The following is a 21,588-nucleotide window of genomic DNA, read 5'->3' on the forward strand; positions in this document are numbered from 1 at the left end:
GGCCCGGCCGCCCTTCGCATCGGGGCCCGGCTGTCCTTACTGTCCGGCCGTCTTCCGCGGTCGTTCGCGGGCGCTCCGTAGTGGCGCGCCGTTGTTTCCGGGGCAGGTCGGGTCGTAGCCCTCGCTGAAACACCGGACGCCCGCTGAAGCGTCGCTGAAGCCCTGCTGAGGCCCTTGTGGAGCCCTTCCGAGCGGACCAAACGGGATATTGCGGGCGCGAAAGCCCGGATTCTGGACGGACTCTTCCGCTGACCGGACTGGCTCGCTACTGTCCCGGTCACGCACACGCCCCGTGGCAGCGCCGCCGCGGAGCGCAGCCGGTGCCATGCGGCCGGCGGCCTCTTGCGCGCGCTGCTCCGGGACTCGCAGCGCACCGCGTCGAGCGCCGCCACTCACACCAGGAGGGCGTCGTGACCGCAGAGACCTCCCAGACGCTCGACCGAGGACTGCGCGTCCTCAAACTCCTCGCCGACACCGACCACGGGCTGACCGTCACCGAGCTGTCCAACAAGCTCGGCGTCAACCGCACCGTCGTCTACCGACTCCTGGCCACCCTGGAGCAGCACGCCCTGGTGCGCCGCGACATTGGCGGCCGGGCCCGCGTCGGCCTGGGCGTGCTGCGCCTGGGCCGGCAGGTCCACCCGCTGGTCCGAGAGGCCGCGCTGCCCGCACTCCGGTCACTGGCCGAGGACGTGGGCGCCACCGCGCACCTCACCCTCGTCGACGGCACCGAAGCGCTGGCCGTCGCCGTGGTGGAGCCGACCTGGACCGACTACCACGTGGCCTACCGGGCCGGTTTCCGGCATCCGCTGGACCGCGGGGCCGCCGGGCGGGCGATCCTCAAGGCCCGCCAGGGCCGCCTCCAGGACGCCGGACTCGCCCTGACGCACGGGGAGTTGGAGGCCGGCGCCAGCGGTGCGGCGGCGCCGCTGCTCGGGGTGAGCGGTATCGAGGGCAGCGTGGGCGTGGTGATGCTCTCCGACACCGTCTCCGAACGGGTCGGGCCGCGGGTGATCGACGCCGCCCGCGAGGTGTCCGAGGCACTGCGCTGAGCCGTACCGCCCGGGCCGTCCGTCCGCCCGGGCCGCCCGTGTGACCCTGGCTGCCCGCCCCGGAGTGTGAAGGGGCGGTGGCCGTGTGGTGAGCCCGCAGCGGCTTACGGGCCTGGTGGGGCGGGGGTCAATTAGGGTGGCGGGGTGTCTTCCCGAGCCCGCGCCCTGGCGGTCTGCACCGCCCTCGTCCTCGCCCTCCTCGTCACCGCGGCCCTCGCTCCGCTGCCGTACTCGGTGGCGTATCCGGGCATGACGGCGAACGTCCTCGGCGACGACAAGGGCAAACCGGTGATCACGATCAGTGGGGCGGGGTCCCGGAGGACCAGCGGCCAGCTGCGGATGACCTCGATCGTCGCCACCGGCCCGGACGCCTCCGTCCATCTGGCGGACATCCTCAAGGGCTGGTTCCGCACCGACGAGGCGGTCATGCCCAGGGAAGCGGTCTACCCGGTGGGCAACAACACCGAGGAGATCGCCGAGCACAACGCCCGGCAGATGAAGGAGTCGCAGGACAGCGCCACCGAGGCGGCGCTCGGGCAGCTCGGCAAATCCCCCAAGGACGTCAAGGTCAAACTGAGCCTCGCGGACGTCGGCGGGCCCAGCGCCGGGCTGATGTTCGCGCTCGGCATCGTCGACAAGCTGGCCGGCGACGGCGCGGGCCACGACCTGACCGGCGGCCGGACCATCGCGGGTACCGGCACGATCACCGCGGACGGCGAGGTCGGGGCGGTCGGCGGGGTGGCACTGAAGACGCAGGCCGCGGGCCGCGACGGGGCCACGGTCTTCCTGGTGCCCCGCAAGGAGTGCGCGGACGCCCGCGCGGAGCTGCCCCGCGGCATGCGGCTGGTCTCCGTCACCACCCTCGACAGCGCGGTCAAGGCACTCAAGTCCCTCCGGAACGGCGGCCGGGTCCCCAGCTGCTGAACGATTGGGCGCCGCGAACCTGGGCCTCGTAAACGCCTATCCCTCCCTGATGAACCCCTCCCTCAGCAGCCAGTCCTTCGCCACCTGGTGGGGGTCCTCGCCGTCGACGTCCACCTTGCGGTTCAGTTCCTGGGCGACGGTGTTGTTCAGCGCGCGGGTGACCGGGGCGAGGACCTCGGCCATCGCCGGGTACTTCTTCAGCGACGCCGCGTTGATCTCCGGCGCGGCGTTGTAGTTAGGGAAGAAGTGCTTGTCGTCGGCGAGCACCTGCAGGTTCATCGCCTTGATCCGGCCGTCGGTGGTGAAGACCTCGCCCAGCGCGCAGGTGCCCTTCTTCGTCTCGGTGTAGACGACCCCGCCGGTCATCTTGCGGACGTTGCCGGACGGCACCTGCATGCCGTAGGCGCGGGCCATGCCCGGCAGGCCGTCGTTGCGGGTCGCGAACTCGTTCTCCACGCACAGGGTCACCGCGCCGGGGTCCTTGTGGGACAGCGCGGCGACGTCCGAGAGGGTGTGGACGCCCAGCTTCTTCTGGTTGGCGGGGTTGAGCGCCAGCGCGTAGGTGTTGTTCAGCTTCGACGGCGGCAGCCAGACCAGGCCGTTCTTCCGGTCCTCGTCGCGGACCACCCGCCACTGCTCCTGCGGGTCGATGACCGGTTTGGTGTGGCCGAGGTAGGTGATCCAGCCGGTGCCGGTGTACTCGTACGCGGCGTCCGCGGTGCCGGACTTCACGGCCTCCCGCGCGCCGATGGACCCCTGGATGCTGGTCTTGTCGATGACATGGGCGCCGGCGGCCTCGAAGGCCAGGCCCATGATCTGGCCGAGCACGATCTGCTCGGTGAACTCCTTCGACGTCACCGTCAGCTGCGCCCCGGTCAGTGGACGGTCCGGGTAGCCGGCCTTGGGGCCCGGCAGGACGGTGTCGGTCATCGCGCTGCCGCTGACCAGGCCGCAGCCGCCGGTGAGCAGGCCGGCCAGCAGCGCGGCGCCCACGGCCCGGCACAACCCGGGCCGGCGGAAGCGGAAGTCCGGGCCCCCGGAGCCGGGCCCCGGGCCCCCGGAGCCGGGCCCCGGCCGGCGGGAGCGGAGTGCCGGGCCGCCGGAGCACGGTCCCGGCCGGCGGGAGCGGGGCGCGCGCCTCATACGGCCACCTCCAGGCCGCGCGGCCGCAGCAGCAGTTCGGCGAGCGACGCCAGCCATTCGACGAGCAGCGCCAGCACCACCGTCAGCACCGAGCCGAGCACCAGCACCGGCATCCGCTGGGTGACGATGCCCGCCGAGATCAGATCGCCCAGACCGCCGCCCCCGCCGAACGTGGCCAGGGTCGCGGTGCCCACGTTCAGCACCAGCGCGGTCCGCACCCCGGCCAGGATCAGCGGCACGGCCAGCGGCAGCTCCACCTTCCCCAGCACACCGGCGGGGGACATGCCGATCCCGCGGGCCGCCTCGGTCAGCGTCGGGTCGATGCCGCGCAGCCCGGCGATGGTGTTGGCCAGCACCGGCAGTACGGCGTAGATGACCATGCCGACGATCGCCGAACGGGCGCCGATGCCCAGCCAGATGACCAGCAGGATCAGCAGGCCCAGCGCCGGGACGGCCTGCCCGAGGTTGGCGAGGGCCATCGCGAACGGGGTGGCCCGGCGCAGCCGCGACCGGGTCAGCGCGATGCCCAGCGGGATCGCGATGATCAGCACGAAGAACGTGGACACCGCGGTCAGCACGATGTGCTGGCGCAGCGCCAGCCACACCTTGCCGTCGTCCACCGCCTGATGGGCGATCGAGTCCAGCTGCGCGCCGCGGAACCACAGCCAGGTGGCCAGCAGCGCGAAGAACAGGAACGCCGGCATGAACGTCCACTTCTGCCAGCTGATCCGCCGCCCGCCGCGGGCCACGGAGGGGGTGGGCGCCTCACCGGCGGCCAGCTCCCGCTGCTCCATCTCGACGTTGTCGCGGAACGCGAACCCCTCATGGTCGCTCGCCCCGTGCTCGCCGGGCCCCGGGCGGTCACCCACGCGCCGCGGCCGGCTGCCGCTCCGGGGCCCGCCGGGAACGTCGGGAGTGCCGGGAGTGCCGGGAGTGTCGGGGGTGCTCATGCCCTGCTCCCCCCGCCCTCGTCCAGGCCCTCCTGCTCCCGCTGGGTGAGGCGGGCACGCTGCTCCTGGAGCTCGTGCTGGTGCTCGACGGCCTCCAGGCGGTCGGCCTCCAGCAGTTCGTGGACGTTGTTCATCAGCGTCGACATGTCGACCACGCCGATGTACTCGCCGCGCCGCCCGGTGACCGCGACCCGGCCCGCGTTGTCGGTGAGCACCGCCTCCAGGGCGTCCCGCAGCGTCGCGTCCCGGGTGACGGTGTCGGTGACCAGGGTGCCGGCCCGCGCCAGGGTCTCCCTGGCCCGGGCGAGGTCGCTGCGGCGCAGCCATTTGTAGGGGCGGCGGTTGCGGTCCAGCAGCAGCAGTTCGTTGTGCGCCCCGGACCGCAGCCGGTCGAAGATCGACTCCAGCGGCTCGGCGATCCCGGCGGTGGGGAAGTCCACCACGCCCACGTCCCGTACGCGGGTGAGGTTGAGGCGTTTCAACGCCGCCCCGGCGCCGACGAATCCGGACACGAAGTCGTCCGCCGGGTTGGTGAGGATCGCCTCGGGGGTGTCGAACTGGGCGATGTGCGAGCGCTCCCGGAGCACCGCGATGCGGTCGCCGAGCTTGATGGCCTCGTCGAAGTCGTGGGTGACGAAGCAGATGGTCTTGTGCAGTTCGTGCTGGAGCCGGATCAGCTCGTCCTGGAGGTGGTCGCGGGTGATCGGGTCGACCGCGCCGAACGGCTCGTCCATGAGCAGTACGGGCGGGTCGGCGGCCAGCGCCCGGGCCACCCCGACCCGCTGCTGCTGCCCGCCCGAGAGCTGGCGCGGATAGCGGTCGTGGAATTCGCCGGGGTCCAGCCCGACCAGGTCGAGCATCTCCTCGACCCGGTTCTTCGTGCGGCTCTTCGACCAGCCGAGCATCTTCGGGACCAGGGCGATGTTCTGGGCGACGGTCATGTGCGGGAAGAGGCCGGACGCCTGGATGGCGTAGCCGACCTTGCGGCGCAGTTTGACCGGGTCCATGTCGGTGACGTCCTCGTCGCCGATCCGGATCCGGCCCGAGGTCGGCTCGATCAGCCGGTTGATCATCTTCAGGGTGGTGGACTTGCCGCAGCCGGACGGCCCCACGAAGATCACCGTCTCGCCGGCCTTGATCTCCATGGAGACGTCCTCCACCGCCGGGGCGGGGTTGCCCGGATAGGTCTTGGTGAGGTTCTCCAGCCGGATGCCGGCGCCGGAGGCGGCGGGTGTCGCCGGCGGGCCGTTCGTCGCCGGCTGGTCGGTCGTCTCAGGCACGGATCCCCCTGGAGATGGTCAGGCGTCCGATCAGGACGTACGCGGCGTCGAAGAGGAGCGCGAGCACGGCGATGCCGACCGTGCCGGCCAGTACCTGGTTGAGCGAGTTGGCGCTGCCCAGAGAAGCGATCCCGCGGAAGATCTCGTTGCCCAGGCCCGGCCCGGAGGCGAACGCGGCGATCGCGGCGATGCCCATCAGCATCTGTGTGGCGACCCGGATGCCGGTGAGGATCGGCGGCCAGGCCAGCGGAAGTTCGACCCGGAACAGCCGGGCGGCCCGCGACATCCCGATGCCCTTGGCCGCGTCCACCAGCGCCGGGTCCACCCCGCGCAGCCCCACGATGGCGTTGCGCACCACCGGCAGCAGCCCGTACAGGGTCAGCGCGATCACCGTCGGGGCGACGCCCAGGCCGACGATCGGGATCAGCAGACCGATCAGGGCCAGCGAGGGGATGGTCAGGACGGTCGCGGTGGTGGTCGTGGCGAGCGAGCCCGCCCATTCGCTGCGGTAGGTCACCACGCCGAGGAACACCCCCAGCAGCGTCGCGATCACCATGCACTGGAACACCGCGCTGGCGTGCTGGTACGCATCCGTCAGCAGCTGGGCGTGCCGGGTGCCGATGTACTCCCAGAAGCTCACCGTCGCTCTCCTCGCTCGGTCAGTCTCCCGATGCCTGCTTCACCAGCGGGATGATCCGCAACGGAACCGGATTTTCCATCACGATCGCCGTCGAGGCCCGCACAATCCCATCAAAGCCCACCACCAGGTCGATCACCCGCTGCAGATCGGCGTTGGAACGGGCGACGAGCCTGCAGAGCATGTCCCCATGTCCCGTCGTTGTATGCAGCTCCAGCACCTCGGGAACGGTGGTCAAGTGGGCCCGTACGTCATTTCCTTGGCCCTGTTTGATCTCCAGCGTGGCGAACGCGGTCACCGGATAGCCGAGCGCCGCCGGGTCCACCTCCGGACCGAAGCCACGGATCACTCCATTCGACTGAAGCCGGTCGAGCCGGGCCTGCACCGTGCCGCGCGCCACCCCCAGCCGCCGGGACGCCTCCAGCACCCCGATCCGCGGCTCTATCGCGAGCAGCTCCAGCAGCGCCCCGTCAAGATGATCGATCGCCAATGTCCGCTCCCTCGTTTTCGATGGTCATCATGTACAGATAGCCCGGCGTGATGGAGCCGTCGCTGTACATACTGCCCAGCAGTTCCGCGAACTATTGCGCATCTTGTGGATCGGAGGGACTCTGCGGCCATGGCAGACACCACGATGCACACCCAGCCCACCATCCCTGGCTCGGCCCGGCAGGCGGACCCCTTCCCGGTCAAGGGGATGGACGCGGTCGTCTTCGCCGTAGGGAACGCCAAGCAGGCCGCGCACTACTACTCCACCGCCTTCGGCATGAAGCGCGTCGCCTACTCCGGACCGGAGAACGGCAACCGCGAGACCGCGAGTTACGTACTCGAATCCGGCGGTGCCCGGTTCGTGTTCACCTCCGTCGTCAAGCCCACGACGGACCGGGGCCGCTTCCTCGCCGGCCATGTCGCCGCGCACGGCGACGGCGTCGTCGACCTCGCCATCGAGGTCCCCGACGCCCGGGCCGCCTACGAGTACGCCGTCGCGCACGGCGCCAAGGGACTCGAAGAGCCCTACGAGCTCAAGGACGAGCACGGCATCGTCGTCCTCGCGGCCATCGCCACCTACGGCGAGACCCGGCACACCCTCGTCGAGCGCACCGGCTACGACGGCCCCTACCTGCCCGGATACGTCGCCGCGGGCCCGGTCGTCGAGCCCCCGCAGAAACGGTTCTTCCAGGCGATCGACCACTGCGTCGGCAACGTCGAACTCGGCCGGATGAACGAGTGGGTCGGCTTCTACAACCAGGTCATGGGCTTCACCAACATGAAGGAGTTCGTCGGCGACGACATCGCCACCGAATACTCCGCCCTGATGTCCAAGGTCGTCGCCGACGGCACCAAGAAGGTCAAGTTCCCGATCAACGAACCGGCCATCGCCAAGAAGAAGTCCCAGATCGACGAGTACCTGGAGTTCTACGGCGGCCCCGGCGTCCAGCACATCGCGCTGGCCACCAACGACATCGTCAGCACCGTCCGGCAGATGCGCGCCGCCGGCGTCGAATTCCTCGACGTGCCCGACTCCTACTACGACACCCTCGGCGAATGGGTCGGCGACACCCGCGTGCCGATCGAGGAACTGCGCGCACTGAAGATCCTCGCCGACCGCGACGAGGACGGCTACCTGCTGCAGATCTTCACCAAGCCCGTCCAGGACCGCCCGACCGTCTTCTTCGAGATGATCGAACGGCACGGTTCCCTCGGCTTCGGCAAGGGCAACTTCAAGGCCCTCTTCGAGGCCATCGAGCGCGAACAGGCCAAGCGCGGCAACCTCTGACCCCGTGGGCCGTACACGATCTTCCGTGTACGGCCCACGAATGCGAGGCTTACCGCATGGACCTCATCGGAGCGCTGCGCGCCGGACTCCCCGCCGACGCCCTCCTCACCGACCCCGATGTCACCGGCTCCTACGCCCGCGACATGGCCAACTTCTGCGCGGCGGGCAAGCCCGCCGTCGTCGTCCTGCCGCGCACCGTCGAACAGGTCCAGCACGTGATGCGCACGGCGACCGCCCTCGGCGTCCCCGTCGTCCCCCAGGGCGCGCGCACCGGGGTGGCCGGCGCCGCCAACGCCACCGACGGCTGCATCGTGTTGTCCCTGGTGAAGATGGACCGCATCCTGGAGATCAACCCCGCCGACCGGCTCGCCGTGGTCGAACCCGGCGTCGTCAACGCCGTCCTCTCCCGCGCGGTCAACGAACACGGCCTCTACTACCCGCCGGACCCCTCCAGTTGGGAGATGTGCACGATCGGCGGCAACATCGGCACCGCCGCCGGCGGCCTGTGCTGCGTCAAGTACGGCGTCACCGCCGAGTACGTCCTCGGCCTCGACGTCGTCCTCGCCGACGGCCGCCTCCTGACCACCGGCCGCCGCACCGCCAAGGGCGTGGCCGGCTACGACCTCACCCGGCTCTTCGTCGGCTCCGAGGGCAGCCTCGGCGTCGTCGTCCGCGCCACCCTCGCCCTCAAGCCCGAACCGCCCCGACAGCTCGCCCTGGTCGCCGAGTTCCCGTCCGTCGGCGCCGCCGGACAGGCCGTCTGCGAGATCATGGCCCGCGGCCACGCCCCCTCCCTGCTGGAACTCATGGACCGCACCAGCGTCCGCGCCGTCAACGACCTGGCGCAGATGGGCCTGCCCGAATCCACCGAGGTGTTGCTGCTGGCCGCCTTCGACACCCCCGACCCGGCCCCCGACCTCGCAGCCGTCGGCGCGCTGTGCGAGGACGCCGGCGCCACCCAGGTCGTCCCCGCCGAGGACGCCGCCGAGTCCGAACTGCTGCTGCAGGCCCGCCGGCTCGCCTTCACCGCCCTGGAACGCCTCAGGCCCGCCATGCTCATCGACGACGTGTGCGTCCCCCGCTCCCAGCTCGCCGCCATGCTGGAGGGCACCACCGCCATCGCCGACAAGTACGGCCTCACCATCGGCGTCTGCGCTCACGCCGGCGACGGCAACACCCACCCCCTGGTCTGCTTCGACCCGGCCGACCCCGACGAGGAGCGGCGCGCCCACACCTCCTTCGACGAGATCATGGCGCTCGGCCTGAGCCTGGGCGGCACCATCACCGGCGAACACGGCGTCGGCCTGCTGAAGAAGGACTGGCTGGCCCGCGAACTCGGCCCCGTGGCACTGGAGTTGCACCGCAACATCAAGCAGGTCTTCGACCCCAGGGGCATTCTCAACCCCGGCAAACTGTTCTGAAGCCGCAACGGGGGTGCCGCCCTGTCGTGAAGGGGGGTGCCGCCCTGTCGTGCCCATGCCTCCCGCCCCGCCCGTAGAGTTTCCGCCATGGAAAACCTGCTTCCCGGCATAGCCCTCGTCGTGCTCGCCCTCGCCGTCTGGTCCTCCACCGGCGACCGCCGCTCCAAAACGCTGGAGCAGCGGCTCATCCGGCTGGAGAACAAGGTGGACCTGCTCCTCGCCCACGCCGGCATCGAGGAGCCGCAGGACCCCCGGCTGGCCGAGATCGACGAACTGCTGGTGCAGGGCAAGAAGATCCAGGCGATCAAGCTCCACCGTGAGCTGACCGGCTCCGGACTCGCCGAGGCCAAGGAAGCGGTCGAACGCCGGGCCCGGTGACGGCCCGCCGGACGCACCGACCGGCCGGTGGCACACGCAGTGCCGGCCCGTCGGACGCACCGCCCGGCCTGCCGACGTACGCGGCGCCGGCCCGCCGGACGGACGCGGTGGCGGTGGGGCACCGCGCCGTGACGGCTCCGCGGCGGATGCGGGGACGGCCCCGTGGGCAGAGGATGGCCAGAAGGGCCCCGGGCCCCGTGGCCCTTCCCGCGGCCCCGCCGGGCCGCCCCGCCCACCACAGGGAGCGAGAGCCGATGGCAGCGACCCCAGCGACCCCGGCCGCCGACGAGGCCTACGACGTCATCGTGCTCGGCGCCGGACCCACCGGCGAGAACCTCGCCGACCGCGCCCACGCCGCCGGCCTGAGCGCCGTCATCGTCGAGAGCGAACTCGTCGGCGGCGAATGCTCCTACTGGGCCTGCATGCCCAGCAAGGCCCTGCTCCGCCCGGTCACCGCCCGCTCCGACGCCCGCCGCGTCCCCGGCCTCCGGGACGCCGCCGAAGGCCCCCTGGACGCCCCCGCCGTCCTCACCCACCGGAACGCCGTCGCCGCCCACTGGAAGGACGACGGCCAGGTCCGCTGGCTCGACTCGGCCGGCATCGACCTCGTCCGCGGCCACGGCCGGCTCGCCGGCCCCCGCCGCGTCGTCGTCGACGACGGGGAACGCACCCTCACCGCCCGGCACGCGGTCGCGGTCTGCACCGGCAGCCGCCCGGTCCTCCCGCCCGTCCCCGGCCTCGCCGAGGCCCGCCCCTGGACCAGCCGCGCCGCCACCAGCTCCCAGGCCGTACCCGGCCACCTCGTCGTGGTCGGCGGCGGCGTCGTCGGCGTCGAGATGGCCACCGCCTGGCGCGCCCTGGGCGCCTCCGTCACGCTCCTGGTCCGCGGCGACGGCCTGCTGCCCCGCATGGAACCCTTCGCCGGCCACCTCGTCGCCGCCGCACTCACCGAGGCCGGCGTCGACCTGCGCACCGGCGTCGAGGTCCGCGAGGTCCGCCGGGAAATCCCCGGCGGCCCGGTCACCGTCGCCCTCGACACTCCCGCCGGACCCGGCGGACCCGGCGGCACCCACAGCGCCGAAATCGTCGCCGACGAACTGCTCATCGCCACCGGACGCGCCCCCCGCACCGCCGACATCGGCCTCGACACGATCGGCCTGGCGCCCGGCTCCTGGCTCGACGTCGACGACACCTGCCGGGTGACCGGCGTGACCGGCGGCTGGCTCTACGGCGTCGGCGACGTCAACCACCGCGCCCTCCTGACCCACCAGGGCAAATACCAGGCCAGGATCGCCGGCGCCGCCATCGCCGCCCGCGCCCGCGGCGTCCCCATCCTGGAATCCGACCCCTGGGGCGCGCACGCCGCCACCGCGGACACCCGCGCCGTCCCCCAGGTCGTCTTCAGCGACCCCGAAGCCGCCTCCGTCGGCCTGACCGCCGCCGCCGCCGAACGCGCCGGACACCGCTTCCAGGTCGTCGACCAGGACCTCGGCGCGATCGCCGGAGCCTCCCTGTACGCCGACGGCTACCGCGGCCGCGCCCGCATGGTCGTCGACCTCGACCGCGAGGTGCTGCTCGGCGCCACCTTCGTCGGCCCGGGCGTCGGCGAACTGCTGCACTCGGCGACCGTCGCGGTGGCCGGCGAGGTCCCCATCGAGCGGCTGTGGCACGCGGTCCCCGCCTACCCGACCATCAGCGAGGTGTGGCTGCGGCTGCTGGAGACCTACCGCGGCTGACTGACCCACCGGCCGACCGGGCCGGCTCCCCGGCCGCCGGGGGAGGGCCTTCCACACCCCCGGCCGGCCGCTACGCCCCCGGCTCCGGCGAGTCGTCCGTCGCCCGGCCGGACGACTCGCCGCCCGGCCGCAGTTCGTCCCGGGACGCCATCGCGAACAGCTCGCTCAGTCCTTTGTCCAGGTCCAGATGCCCCTGCTCCGCCCCGGGCGGCACCACCCGCAGGGTGCGCTCCAGCCACGCCGAGACCGCCGTCGCCGGCGCCTCCAGCAGCGCCTCCCCGTCCGGCGAGTCCAGCGCCATGCACACCAGGCTCCGGCCGTCCACCTTCACCGGCCACACCCGCACATCACCCTCGCCGCACGGCCGGAACACGCCCTCCACCAGCAGCTCCCGGGCGAACGTCCAGTTCACCGGCGCATCCGAACCGACATGGAAGGTGACATGGACGGCATAGGGGTCATCGGTCCGGTACGTCAGCCGCGCCGGCACCGCAACGCAGCGCTCCGGTGACAGCACCAGGCCCAGTTCCAGTTCTCGTTCCACCACGGTGTGCATGAGCTCCGCCTCTCCCGTCCCGTCTGCCGCGGACACCCCGGAACCGGGCCCGCACCAGGAGAGAGGCACCGGATGCCGGACTCTTACGCGACTTCGTACAACTTTTTTCCCGGGCCTCTTCCAGGTGGCGTTGAGCGGGCACAGGCACGGCAGTGACCCGGGGTCTGATAGATGTGGACGCCGCGTTGCGGCAGACTGCACCCCACACCCACCAGGCCGAGAACAGATACGGGACTTCGGACATGAGCGCCCCTACCTCAGGATCCGCCGGCGGCAGCCCCACGCCAGGCTTCTACCCGGACCCGTCCATCCCCGGCTACATCCGGTACTGGAACGGTGCCGCATGGGTGCCGGGCACCAGCCGCCCCGCCCCCGCCGAGGGCGAGGCGATGCCCGCCCCGCCACCCGGCCTGACCCCGGCCGCCGCTCCCACGCCCGCCGTCGAGGAGACCGGCCCGGTCTTCCTCGACGAGGACGAGCCGGCCGGCGGCGGCGCCGGGCTCCCCGCGGTGCGCCGCAGCGGCGAGGTCGAGACCCGGCCCGCCGCCGCGGGCTGGGACGACCCGGCCCGGCTGCACGGCACCGGCCCGGCACCGGCCTCCGCCTGGCAGGCCGACGCCTCCCGGCAGAGCGGCTTCGGCAACGAGACCGACCGCCGCATCTCCTGGGGCGCCCACGACCAGGCCCCCGCCGGCACCCCGTCCGGTGGCGCCTCCTGGGGCTCGGTGCCGCCGCAGCGCGACGACCGGCCCGCCACCGACCCCGCGTCCGGCGACCTGCCCGCCACGCCCTCCACCACGACGCCCGCGCCCGGCGCCCCCCGCACCCCCGACGCCCCGTCCGACGGGACGGTCACCATCCGCGCCGTCAACCCCGCCGCCCGCCGCCCGGATTCCGGCGACCACGGCACCACGGCGATCCGCGCGGTACGCCCCGGCGCTGCCGAACCGGCCAAGGGCAACGAGACCATGTCGATCCGCGTGGCGGGCGGCGGCCGCAACGCCTCCCCGACGCCCGGCGGCGCCCCGCAGTCGCTGCCGTCCGTCGGCGCCCAGGCCCAGCAGACTCCGGCCCGGCAGACCCCGGCCCGGCAGAACCCCGCCCGGCCGACCCCCGCAGCGCAGAGCCAGGCACCGCAGAACCCGGCCCCGCAGCAGGGACAGCCGGCCCCCGGCGGACAGCAGTCCGCCCCCGCGGCCGGTTTCCCGGCGCAGCACGCCCCCGCTCCCGCCGCCCCCGCCCCGTCCGCGCCGCCGGCCTCCGGGCCCGCCCAGGGCGCCGGCGCCGAGGGCGTCATCCCCTGGAAGCCGCCGAGCGCCGCGGACCCCTTCTTCGCGGCCGCCCAGGCCGCGCAGGGCCACCCGGCCGGACTCGGCCGCCGGCTCGCCGCCCGGCTGATCGACACCCTCGTGCTGGGCGCGGCCACCGCCGTCGTAGCCGTCCCGATGTGGAGCACCGTCACCGACCACATCGACGCCAAGGTCGAGGCGGCCAGGCAGTCCGGCCGCCAGGTGACGGTCTATCTGATCGACGGCACCACCGCCCCGGTCTTCGCCACGATCCTCGCCGTCCTGCTCATCGGCGGTGCGCTCTACGAGGTGCTGCCGGTCCTCAAGTGGGGCCGCACGCTGGGCAAGAAGCTGTGCGGCGTACGGGTGCTGGACATCGAGAGCCACGACACCCCGATGCTCGCCGCCGCGCTCAAGCGCTGGTTCTGCTACAGCGTGCTCGGCGTCCTCGCCATCGGCGTGGTGAACGTCGTCTGGTGCGTGTTCGACCGCCCGTGGCGGCAGTGCTGGCACGACAAGCTGGCCCGGACGTTCGTCGCCGCCGACTGATCCGCCCGCCGCCCGGCCCCGGCTGATCCGCCCGACCGGAATCCGTCCCCCGAACGGGCCTGGCCGGATGCGGCCGGCCGCGACAAGGGGTCGACTCGGGCCATGAGCACCGACCAGCCCGGCAACGGCTCCCCCCGTAACAACGCACCGCAGGGCGGCGGCACGGGTGGCGGCGAAGGCGGCGCACCTCCCCCGGGCGGCACCCCGCCGCCGGGAGGAACGCCCCCGGGCGGGACCCCGCCTCCCGGTGGCACGCCCCCGGGTGGCATGCCCCCGGGTGGCACCCCGCCGCCCGGTGGGACGCCGCCCTACGGTGGTTCCCCGTACGGCGGCGGCCCCTACGGTGACCCCTACGGCAGCGGGTACGGCGCCGACCCGCTGGCCGGTATGCCGCCGCTGGCGAACCGCGGCCGCCGGCTGGTCGCGCGCATCATCGACGCCCTCCTCATCGGCGTCCCGGTCTCCATCATCATGTACGTGATCGTCGGCGGGGTGGACTACTTCTCCACCAGCAGCACCCAGGCCGGCAGACAGTCCACGGTGTCGGGCGTGACGATGCTCGCCTACCTGATCTACGAAGGGCTGATGCTCGCCAACCGCGGCCAGACCGTCGGCAAGATGGCGATGAAGATCCGGGTGGCGATGCTCGCGAACGGCTCGATCCCGACCGGCCAGGCGGCCTGGATCCGCGCCGCCGTCTACACCCTGCCGGAGATCGTGCCCTGCTGCGGCTTCATCTTCTGGCTGGTCAACGTCCTGTGGTGCACCTGGGACAAGCCGTACCAGCAGTGCCTGCACGACAAGGCGGCCAAAACGGTGGTGGTCTCCACGGAGCCGCGGTAGCCGGAAACCGGGGGCCCGTCATGGCCCCGGAACCAGGAACCAGGAGCCAAGGGCCCGGAGTTCGGCGTTCGGCGTTCAGCGCGAGTGCTCGCCGACCCGGGCCTCCGGCGCGCCGGCCGTCCCGGTCAGCCTCCGCGGCACCCGGTCGTACGGCGACGGAACGGCCCTCAACGGGGCGGGCGACGCGGGTGACTTGGCCCGTACGACGTGCCGGCGGACGACCCGGGACACGCCGGGCATCGGCGCCGTCATCGCGACCAGCAGCCCGAGCCCGAGTCCGGCGATGGCGATGACCGCGACCCCGATCCCGGTCTGCGTCTGCGAGAGCAGCAGCATCGCGAGGGTGGAGAGAAATACGGTGGCCGAACCGTAGGCGAGCTGGGTGGCGGTAGGACGAGGCATGGCGGAATCCGTCCTCGGAGGGTCGGCAGGGAGGGTCGGTCAGGGGCGCGCCATCACACGAGCCTACGGTCCTTACTGCCCGAGCGGAACGGCAAGTAAGCGTGACCTAACCCACCAGGCGGGGGCACAGGGGGCGCACACGGCGAGCGCGTGAACGTATGTGCGGGGGCGTCCTGGCTGTTGACAAAGGGGGCGCATGTCCGGCGGGCATATACGCCCGGCCTCTGCACCGGCTATCCGGACCCACTCCTTCCGGCCCGCTCCCAACTCCTCTGCCCGACCGGCCTGTTCACCATCCGGACAGCTGTCCGATACCCGTAATCGGCGGACCGGTTAACGTACTTCGGTGACGTGACCAAGTCAAGACCTGTCTTTTCCCCCGTACTTCCGGTCGAATGCCCTCGAACAGTGACCGTGTTCGAAGGGGAGGACCGCTCCAAGTGAGAGAGCAGAGAAGACCGTTCAGACCGGCCGCCTTGGCCACGGCGATCGCCGTGATCGGGGCGGCCGCTTTGTCTTCCGGGGTGGCGACGGCCGACGCGCAGGGACCGTCGCCCGTCGCCCGGCACCAGGACCCGGCGCCCGAGCGCAACGTGAACCACGACCTCAAGGGCCCCTACAGCGAGCGGCAGCAGGCCGCCCGCAAGGAGGCGCTCCAGCAGGTCATCTCCGGCGAGGCCAAGGCCACCGACCGAGGCGGCTCGAAGGTCGTCAAGCTCGGCCACAGCAAGTACGTCGAGCTGGCCCGGCAGAAGACCGACAAGATCTTCACCATCCTCGTGGACTTCGGCGACAAGGTCGACAACACCACGATGTTCGACCCGGACGGCGACGGCCCCAAGCCCCCGATCAAGAAGTACGGCGGCGACGCCGGCCCCGCGCACAACCAGATAGCCCAGCCGGACCGTGCCAAGGACAACAGCACGGCCTGGCAGAAGGACTACAACCAGAAGCACTTCCAGGACCTGTACTTCTCGCACGACAAGAAGAAGCAGTCGCTCGCCAAGTACTACGAGAAGCAGTCCTCGGGCCGCTACTCCGTCAACGGCGAGGTCTCCGACTGGGTCAAGGTCGACTGGAACGAGGCCCGTTACGGCTCCAACTACTGCGGCCAGACCAACTGCGCCAACGCCTGGGACCTGATCCGCGACGGCGTCAACCAGTGGGCCAAGGACCAGAAGGCCAAGGGCCGCACCGACGCCCAGATCAAGGCCGACCTCGCCAAGTACGACCAGTGGGACCGCTACGACCACGACGGCGACGGCAACTTCAACGAGCCCGACGGCTACATCGACCACTTCCAGATCGTGCACGCCGGTGAGGACGAGTCCGCGGGCGGCGGCGTCCAGAAGACCAACGCGATCTGGGCGCACCGCTGGTACGCCTACGGCAGCGACGCCGGCAAGACCGGCCCCGCCGACAACAAGGCCGGCGGCACGCAGATCGGCGACACCGGCGTCTGGGTCGGCGACTACACCATGCAGCCGGAGAACGGCGGCCTCGGCGTCTTCGCCCACGAATACGGTCACGACCTGGGCCTGCCGGACGAGTACGACACCACCGGCACCGGCGAGTCCTCCGTCGACTTCTGGTCGCTGATGTCGGGCGGCTCCTGGCTCGGCACCGGCAAGGACACCATCGGTGACCTGCCCGGCGACATGAGCGCCTGGGACAAGCTCCAGCTGGGCTGGCTCAACTACGCCAAGGCGAAGGCCGCGACGAAGTCCGCCCACAAGCTGGGCGTCGCCGAGTACAACACCAAGAACAAGCAGGCGGTGGTCGTCGAACTGCCCGCCAAGGCCGTCAAGACCGACGTCGTCCCGCCCGCGGAAGGCTCCAAGCAGTGGTGGAGCGGCATGGGCGACGACCTGAAGAACACCCTCACCCGCTCCGTGGACCTCACCGGCAAGGCGAAGGCATCGCTGAACCTCAAGGGCTGGTGGGACATCGAGAAGGACTACGACTTCCTCTACGCCGAGGTCTCCACGGACGGCGGCGCCGACTGGACCGCCCTGGACGGCACCGCGGGCGGCAAGGCCATCCCGCGTGACGGCAGCGACAAGCCCGCCCTGACCGGCACCGTCGCCGCCTACCAGGACCTCGTCTACCCGCTGGACGCCTACGCGGGCAAGAAGATCGACCTGCGCTTCCGCTACCAGACCGACGGCGGCGCCGCCCAGAAGGGCTTCGCGGCCGACAGCATCAGCGTGGTCGCCGACGGCACGCCGCTGTTCAGCGACAACGCCGAGGGCGACGACAACGGCTGGACCACCAAGGGCTTCTCGCGCATCGGCGGGTCCTTCACCAAGGACTACCCGCAGTACTACATCGCCGAGAACCGCCAGTACGTGTCGTACGACAAGACCCTCAAGGTCGGCCCGTACAACTTCGGCTGGCGGACGGCCAAGCCGACCTGGGTGGAGCACTTCCCGTTCCAGAACGGTGTGCTGATCTGGCTGTGGGACACCTCGCAGGCGGACAACAACGTCGGCCAGCACCCGGGCCACGGGCTGATCCTCCCGGTCGACGCGCACCCGACGGCCGAGCACTGGACCGACGGCACGCTGATGCGCAACCGCTTCCAGACCTACGACTCGACCTTCACCCGCTTCCGGACCGACGCGCTGACCCTCCACAAGGACGGCGCCGAGGTCAAGATCGGCTCGAAGAAGGGCGTCACGCTCTTCGACGACCGGCACGGCGTCTACTACGACAAGACGAACCCGACCGGCGGTGTGATCGTTCCTGACACCAACACCCGGATCAAGATCACCAAGGAGGCCCGGGACGGCTCCACGGTGACGATCAAGGTCGCCCCTGCCGGTAAATAAAAGATAAAACCAGCAGGTCAACGCGCGATCGGTCGTCGCCCCCTAGCGGGCGGCGGCCGATTCGCGTTTAGATGCGCACTACAGTTCCTTGTTGACGCCAAGTCTCACGGGGGAGATATGCAGATGTCCGGCGGCGGTTTCACCAGGCTTCCCGGCGGAAGCGTGGTGGTCGCCCTGTCCCTGCCCAGACCGGCCCACGGCCCGCGCTCCGGCCCGTACGAGTGCGGCTGCCGGGTCCGGGTCCTGGTGCACGCCGTGAACCGCCAGCGCGCCCTGACCAGGCTGCGCAACCTCGGTCTGCGCGCGGTCTACCTCCGCGGCAACACCGAGCCGCCCACCCCGGACGAGGTCACGGCCGTCCTGCACCACCCGGACGGCCTCGTCTGGCGCGAGACCCCCGACGACGACACCGAATCCTGGCACCCCATACGCGCCCTCTGGCGCCCCCGCCCCGTCCACCCGACCCGCCCACCCCACCCGACCCCCGAACCGGCCCCCCTGATCACGAACGAGGACGACCGCCCGGCCTCGGCGGCGTGAGGTACGGGGGCCTGAGGTGGGGCGGCGTGAGGCGCGGCGGGTGGCCTGAAGTGCGGCGGCCTGAGGCGCGGCGGGTGGCCTGAGGTGCGGCGGGTGGCCTGGGGTGCGGCGGCTTGAGGTGCGGCGGTCCGTGGGCCGGGCGCGTGGCGCCCGGCCCACCGGGCTCGACGGGCGACGGGGAGGCCGGGCCGGCCGATGCGGGACTCGCCCGCCCAGAACGACAGGCCGGTGCCGGACCTACCCGCCCAGAACGACGGGCTTGCCCGTCAGCTCCGCCCCGGCCGCCCGCAGCTCCTCCAGGGCCCGCTCGGTCGTACGGGCGGCCACCCCGGCGGTCAGATCCAGCAGGACGTGCGTACGCAGCCCGGCGCCGACCGCGTCCAGGGCGGTACGCCGTACGCAGTGATCGGTCGCGATGCCGACCACATCCACCTCGGTGACGTCGTGCGCCCGCAGCCATTCGCCGAGCCCGGTGCCGTTCTCGTCGGCGCCCTCGAAGCCGCTGTACGCGGCGGAGTGCGCGCCCTTGTCGAAGACCGCGTCGATCGCGCCGGAGGCGATGGCCGGGGCGAAGTTCGGGTGGAAGCCGCTGCCCTCCGTGCCGGCCACGCAGTGCGCCGGCCAGGAGTGCTCGTAGTCCGGGTGGTCGGAGAAGTGGTCGCCCGGATCGATGTGGTGGTCCCGGGTGGCCACGACGTGGCGGTAGCAGCTGCCGGCGGTCTCGGCGATCAGATCGGTGATGGCCGCCGCGACATCCGCACCTCCCGCCACCGCGAGGCTGCCGCCCTCGCAGAAGTCGTTCTGCACGTCAACGACGATCAATGCCCGGTGCATGGTGCGTGCCTTCCGGCTGGGAATCGGTAAGAGGGCGCGGAGCGCGGAGCGGTGGTGTGACCGAGGGTAGCCACTGCCGGGCATTTCCGGGAGTGCCCCACCATCCCGCCCACCAGCGGCTACACACTGTGATACCTTACGAGGAACTAATAACTCTCCGTAATCGTTGCCGGAAAAGAAGGAGGCCCGCCCGGCCCGAGCAAGAGCAGGCGCCCCCCAGCAAGAGCGGGCGCCCTTCAAGGAGTTCCCTCGCGGGACCCCTCAACAGGCCAGCAGAGCAGGCCGACAGAGCCGAGGCCAGCAGGGCTGAGGCCAGCAGGGCTGAGGCCAGCGGGGATGAGGGCTGCAGGGCTGAGGGCCGCAGAAGAGGGCCGACAGGACCGAGCCCGACAGAACAGGCCGAGCCGACGGACCGAAGTCCAAGCTGACGGACAACAGGCCGAGCCCAGGGACCACGGGCCAAGCCGTCAGCCGCAGGCCGGGCCGACGGACCGCACCCCGACAGAACCGCAGGCCGGCTCACCCCGGCCCGTGGCCCGAACTCCGACCGGCTTGCCCCGTCAGGCCGACGCCGGGCCCGCTCGCCCCGTCACCGTCACACGAACTCCGTCGGCAGCACCGGCTCGCCGCGTGACAGCTGGGTGGCCGACAGGGGCAGGCGGGCGCGGGCGGTGATGTGGCGGTCGCGGGGGGCGTCCAGCGGCTCGCGGGCCACGACCTCGCCCCCGGTCACCAGCGGGACCTGCAACTGGTGGTCCGCCAGTTCGGCCGGGACCGGCCCGGTGCCGATGACCTCGGCCTCCGCGACGCCGTGCTCATCGTGCCGGCGGGCGGCCCATTTGCGGCCGCCGACCGAGGTCTTGGCGCCCATCGACTTCTTCGCGACCGGCTGCAGCGGGGCGCCCGGGCTGTTGCTCTCGGCGCGGGCGACCAGCTTGTAGACCATCGAGCAGGTCGGGTGTCCGCTGCCGGTCACCAGCTGGGTGCCGACGCCGTACGCGTCGACCGGGGCGGCGGCCAGCGAGGCGATGGCGTACTCGTCCAGGTCGCTGGTGACGACGATCTTGGTCTTTGCGGCGCCCAGCTCGTCCAGTTGCTGGCGCACCCGGTGGGCGATCAGCAGCAGGTCGCCGGAGTCGATCCGGACGGCGCCCAGGCCCGGGCCGGCCACCTCGACGGCGGTGCGCACGGCCTCGGCGACGTCGAAGGTGTCCACGAGCAGGGTGGTGCCGCTGCCGAGGGTCTCCACCTGGGCGGTGAACGCGTCGCGCTCGGTGTCGTGGAGGAGGGTGAAGGCGTGCGCGCTGGTGCCGACGGTGGGGATGTTGTAGCGGAAGCCGGCGGCCAGGTCGGAGGTGACGTGGAAGCCGCCGACGTAGGCGGCGCGGGCCGCGGCGACGGCGGAGAGTTCATGGGTGCGGCGGGCGCCCATCTCCATCAGGGGGCGGTCGCCGGCGGCCACGGCCATCCGGGAGGCGGCCGCGGCCACCGCGGAGTCGTGGTTGAGGATCGAGAGGATGACCGTCTCCAGGAGGACGGCCTCGGCGAAGGTGCCCTCGACGCGCATGATCGGCGAGCCGGGGAAGTAGACCTCGCCCTCGGGGTAGCCCCAGATGTCGCCGCGGAAGCGGTAGTCGGCGAGCCAGGCCAGGGTCGGCTCGTCGAGGACGCCGCGCTCGCGCAGGAAGTCGAGGATCGTGGCGTCGAAGCGGAAGTTCTCCACTGCGTCGAGCACCCGGCCGGTGCCGGCCACCACGCCGTAGCGGCGACCCTCGGGCAGCCGGCGGGTGAAGACCTCGAAGACGGCGCGCCGGTCCGCGGTGCCGGACCGCAACGCGGCCTGCAGCATGGTGAGTTCGTACTGGTCGGTGAAGAGCGCAGTCGACGGCACGGCCACCGGCAGCCCCAGGTCTGCTGTGTTCATGGGGGAGATGCTACCCCCAATACTCGTCACTTTGACGATAGTGGTGGAGGGGTGCTGGGCCCGCTCCCACCGGACCCGTCCGGGCTTCCGCGCCGGACCCGCCGGGTCCCGCACTGGACCCGCCGGGGCCTCCGCGCTGGACCCGACCAGGCCGCCGAACTGTCCCCGCCCGGGCTCCCACCCTGCCCCCGACCGGCCTCCCGCCCCGGCCCCGCGCTGCCCCCGCCCCGAAGCCGCCCGGCCCCCGCAACGTCCTCACCCCCGGCTCACCCCACCCCCCGGCTCACCCTCACCCCCACCCGGGCCCCCACCCCCGCTCGCCCCCCGCTCCCCCTCACCACCCCACCCCCTCACCGCCCACCCCTCACCCCCCTCACCAGCCCACCCCCACCACCCCACCCCCATCCCCCGACGCGGCCCAGGTGAGGGGCATTTGTGCATGGCAGGCCCCTGGGTGGCAGCATGGGGCCTGTGAGCGCCCACCCGTCACCCACGATCACGCTCCGGCCGCATCACTGCACG

19 protein-coding genes are annotated in these 21,588 nt (G+C 72.0%); 10 read left to right on the plus strand and 9 right to left on the minus strand.

Translation table 11 applies throughout. The features are described 5' to 3' along the window. Nucleotides 1–410: 410 nt before the first annotated feature. Both AB0E02_RS23370 and AB0E02_RS23375 read left to right on the plus strand, forming a co-directional pair. A complete protein-coding gene (locus AB0E02_RS23370) occupies nucleotides 411–1,052 on the plus strand; it encodes a helix-turn-helix domain-containing protein (RefSeq protein ID WP_261951189.1) in 642 nt (213 codons plus the stop codon). Nucleotides 1,053–1,196: 144 nt separating this feature from the next. Then, a complete protein-coding gene (locus tag AB0E02_RS23375; protein ID WP_362142266.1) occupies nucleotides 1,197–1,976 on the plus strand; it encodes a S16 family serine protease in 780 nt (259 codons plus the stop codon). Between the two features lie 36 nt (nucleotides 1,977–2,012). On the opposite strand, the gene AB0E02_RS23380 is transcribed toward AB0E02_RS23375, so the two are convergent. From AB0E02_RS23380 to AB0E02_RS23400, 5 genes are all read right to left on the minus strand, one after another. Beyond that, the gene (locus AB0E02_RS23380; protein ID WP_362142338.1) at nucleotides 2,013–2,906 is read right to left on the minus strand and encodes a glycine betaine ABC transporter substrate-binding protein; all 894 of its coding nucleotides are present in this window, start codon (nucleotides 2,904–2,906) and stop codon (nucleotides 2,013–2,015) included. Nucleotides 2,907–3,115: 209 nt separating this feature from the next. Beyond that, nucleotides 3,116–3,913, minus strand: coding sequence for an ABC transporter permease (locus AB0E02_RS23385; RefSeq protein WP_362142339.1), 798 nt, complete (start codon nucleotides 3,911–3,913; stop codon nucleotides 3,116–3,118). A gap of 152 nt (nucleotides 3,914–4,065) precedes the next feature. Continuing rightward, complete coding sequence (locus tag AB0E02_RS23390; protein ID WP_362142268.1) at nucleotides 4,066–5,349, minus strand: betaine/proline/choline family ABC transporter ATP-binding protein; 1,284 nt, start codon at nucleotides 5,347–5,349, stop codon at nucleotides 4,066–4,068. Beyond that, nucleotides 5,342–5,989, minus strand: coding sequence for an ABC transporter permease (locus tag AB0E02_RS23395; RefSeq protein ID WP_362142270.1), 648 nt, complete (start codon nucleotides 5,987–5,989; stop codon nucleotides 5,342–5,344). The genes AB0E02_RS23390 and AB0E02_RS23395 overlap by 8 nt, the downstream gene beginning before the upstream one ends. Before the next feature lie 19 nt (nucleotides 5,990–6,008). Then, the gene (locus AB0E02_RS23400) at nucleotides 6,009–6,476 is read right to left on the minus strand and encodes an Lrp/AsnC family transcriptional regulator (protein WP_030414526.1); all 468 of its coding nucleotides are present in this window, start codon (nucleotides 6,474–6,476) and stop codon (nucleotides 6,009–6,011) included. A 129-nt stretch (nucleotides 6,477–6,605) separates the two neighbouring features. Here AB0E02_RS23400 and hppD point away from each other — a divergent pair, with 129 nt between their 5' ends. The 4 genes from hppD to AB0E02_RS23420 all read left to right on the plus strand — a co-directional run bounded on the left by hppD (nucleotide 6,606) and on the right by AB0E02_RS23420 (nucleotide 11,298). Further along, a complete protein-coding gene (gene hppD, locus AB0E02_RS23405) occupies nucleotides 6,606–7,763 on the plus strand; it encodes a 4-hydroxyphenylpyruvate dioxygenase (protein ID WP_362142272.1) in 1,158 nt (385 codons plus the stop codon). A gap of 56 nt (nucleotides 7,764–7,819) precedes the next feature. After that, nucleotides 7,820–9,184 (plus strand): FAD-linked oxidase C-terminal domain-containing protein, encoded by a 1,365-nt coding sequence (locus AB0E02_RS23410; protein ID WP_362142273.1) that lies wholly within the window; start codon nucleotides 7,820–7,822, stop codon nucleotides 9,182–9,184. Nucleotides 9,185–9,271: 87 nt separating this feature from the next. Next, entirely contained in the window at nucleotides 9,272–9,562 is a 291-nt protein-coding gene (locus tag AB0E02_RS23415) for a ribosomal protein L7/L12 (protein ID WP_362142274.1), read from the plus strand. A gap of 254 nt (nucleotides 9,563–9,816) precedes the next feature. Continuing rightward, nucleotides 9,817–11,298, plus strand: a complete 1,482-nt coding sequence (locus tag AB0E02_RS23420) for an NAD(P)/FAD-dependent oxidoreductase (RefSeq protein ID WP_362142276.1) — start codon at nucleotides 9,817–9,819, stop codon at nucleotides 11,296–11,298. A 70-nt stretch (nucleotides 11,299–11,368) separates the two neighbouring features. Here AB0E02_RS23420 and AB0E02_RS23425 read toward each other — a convergent pair whose 3' ends face one another. After that, nucleotides 11,369–11,854, minus strand: a complete 486-nt coding sequence (locus tag AB0E02_RS23425; RefSeq protein WP_362142278.1) for an SsgA family sporulation/cell division regulator — start codon at nucleotides 11,852–11,854, stop codon at nucleotides 11,369–11,371. Nucleotides 11,855–12,096: 242 nt separating this feature from the next. Here AB0E02_RS23425 and AB0E02_RS23430 point away from each other — a divergent pair, with 242 nt between their 5' ends. Together AB0E02_RS23430 and AB0E02_RS23435 are read left to right on the plus strand one after the other, a co-directional pair. Continuing rightward, nucleotides 12,097–13,692 carry an RDD family protein gene (locus AB0E02_RS23430; protein WP_362142280.1) on the plus strand — a complete coding sequence of 532 codons (1,596 nt, stop codon included), beginning with the start codon at nucleotides 12,097–12,099 and terminating at the stop codon, nucleotides 13,690–13,692. Between the two features lie 102 nt (nucleotides 13,693–13,794). Then, nucleotides 13,795–14,535, plus strand: coding sequence for an RDD family protein (locus AB0E02_RS23435; protein WP_362142282.1), 741 nt, complete (start codon nucleotides 13,795–13,797; stop codon nucleotides 14,533–14,535). Between the two features lie 75 nt (nucleotides 14,536–14,610). On the opposite strand, the gene AB0E02_RS23440 is transcribed toward AB0E02_RS23435, so the two are convergent. Further along, nucleotides 14,611–14,937, minus strand: coding sequence for a hypothetical protein (locus AB0E02_RS23440; RefSeq protein ID WP_362142284.1), 327 nt, complete (start codon nucleotides 14,935–14,937; stop codon nucleotides 14,611–14,613). A gap of 440 nt (nucleotides 14,938–15,377) precedes the next feature. On the opposite strand from AB0E02_RS23440, the gene AB0E02_RS23445 reads away from it, so the two are divergent. Beyond that, nucleotides 15,378–17,768: an immune inhibitor A domain-containing protein gene (locus AB0E02_RS23445; RefSeq protein WP_362142286.1), complete on the plus strand. Its 2,391-nt coding sequence runs from the start codon at nucleotides 15,378–15,380 to the stop codon at nucleotides 17,766–17,768. Between the two features lie 123 nt (nucleotides 17,769–17,891). Next, complete coding sequence (locus tag AB0E02_RS23450) at nucleotides 17,892–18,308, plus strand: hypothetical protein (RefSeq protein WP_362142288.1); 417 nt, start codon at nucleotides 17,892–17,894, stop codon at nucleotides 18,306–18,308. Nucleotides 18,309–18,545: 237 nt separating this feature from the next. Here the strand turns inward: AB0E02_RS23450 and AB0E02_RS23455 are convergent, their stop codons facing one another. Both AB0E02_RS23455 and AB0E02_RS23460 read right to left on the minus strand, forming a co-directional pair. Beyond that, nucleotides 18,546–19,142, minus strand: a complete 597-nt coding sequence (locus AB0E02_RS23455) for an isochorismatase family protein (RefSeq protein ID WP_362142290.1) — start codon at nucleotides 19,140–19,142, stop codon at nucleotides 18,546–18,548. Between the two features lie 595 nt (nucleotides 19,143–19,737). Further along, a complete protein-coding gene (locus AB0E02_RS23460) occupies nucleotides 19,738–21,066 on the minus strand; it encodes a nicotinate phosphoribosyltransferase (RefSeq protein ID WP_362142292.1) in 1,329 nt (442 codons plus the stop codon). Between the last annotated feature and the right edge of the window lie 522 nt (nucleotides 21,067–21,588).

The organism is Streptomyces sp. NPDC048196 (genome assembly GCF_040652715.1).
In the GTDB taxonomy this organism is placed as follows: Bacteria; Actinomycetota; Actinomycetes; order Streptomycetales; family Streptomycetaceae; genus Streptomyces; species Streptomyces siderophoricus.